Source organism: Acinetobacter sp. B51(2017), from assembly GCF_003711395.1.
GTDB lineage: Bacteria > Pseudomonadota > Gammaproteobacteria > Pseudomonadales > Moraxellaceae > Acinetobacter.
Genome location: NZ_PJRJ01000086.1, coordinates 1 through 1,150, shown reverse-complemented (window position 1 = coordinate 1,150; position 1,150 = coordinate 1). Strand labels below are relative to the sequence as shown.

Here is a 1,150-nt window from a genome sequence, read left to right as displayed (position 1 = left end):
TGATCCTAGACAGTATCGTGGACAACAAATCCCTCTAAATTCTTAAAATATTTCTGTTCAAAGGCTTCTGGGCTTAACCAGCCGTTTGCGGAATGCCTTCTGACCCGATTGTAATAAATCTCAATATAGTTAAACAAGACTGTATTCGCTTCTTTTCGAGTGGCAAACACACTGCCATGGACCACATGACCTTTCAATGTATGAAAGAAGCTTTCGGTCACTGCATTATCCCAACAGTTTCCCCTGCGTGACATACTTTGAACGCAGTTATTCGTCAATAATAGCGCCCTAAAATCACGACTACAGTACTGTGAGCCTTGGTCCGAATGCACCATGACACCCATTGGATACCCCTGACGAGCCATTGCATAATGAAACGCATCACACACCAATTGACGGTCTATTCGATGGCTGGTTTGCCAGCCGACAATACGACGGCTGAATAGATCCAGCATCACACATAAATACAGCCAACCTTGCTTAGTACGGATATAGGTAATATCCGTTGTCCAGATCTTATTGGGTTCATTGACCGTAAATTGACGGTCCAACAAGTTAGGCGCTGTAGGCAAACGATGGTTTGAATCAGTCGTATGCTTGTATTTACGTGCAATCCTGCTACGTAAACCAAGCTTTTTAAGCATTCTTCCAACGGTTCGTTCGCTCATGCTGTAACCTAAATCATGCATGTCATGTACCAATAAAGGTGCACCCAATCGTGCATGATGCTGCCAATATACGGCTTTTAAATCATTATATTTCTGCGCTGGATTGGTCTGGCGTTTTCGCCAGGCATAATAGCCTGAAGTGCTGACACCCAGGCATTGACAGGCAGAAGATACAGTGACTTCATTCACATCCAGATCTTGAATTACCGTGTACTTTTCTTGGCATGATCTGTCAGAAAGTACACATGCGCTTTTTTTAAGATGTCATTGGCTTCCCTGAGCTGTTTGACTTCTTTCTCTAATTCTAAGATCCGCTGTTGTTCTGGTGAAAGTTGACGTTTGCTTGAACCCACTGGATTGGCTTCACGAATCCATTTGTCTAAAGTTGAATAACCCACACCTAATTTCTGGGCGATTGCAGCTATAGGTTCGTGGGAGTTTGAAAGTGCATAATCAATCGCTTGCTGTTTAAATTCAGGACT

1 protein-coding gene is annotated in these 1,150 nt (G+C 43.2%); it reads right to left on the bottom strand.

Going from position 1 to position 1,150, the window contains the following annotated elements; genetic code table 11:
- Positions 1-5: 5 nt before the first annotated feature.
- Positions 6-1,150, bottom strand: a protein-coding gene (locus tag CYK47_RS15225) for an IS3 family transposase (protein WP_122902600.1) whose coding sequence is annotated in 2 segments (ribosomal slippage) — positions 6-931 and positions 931-1,150 — 1,146 coding nt annotated over the 2 segments. Because the reading frame shifts where the segments join, the coding sequence is not laid out codon by codon here. This gene is flagged as partial in the annotation.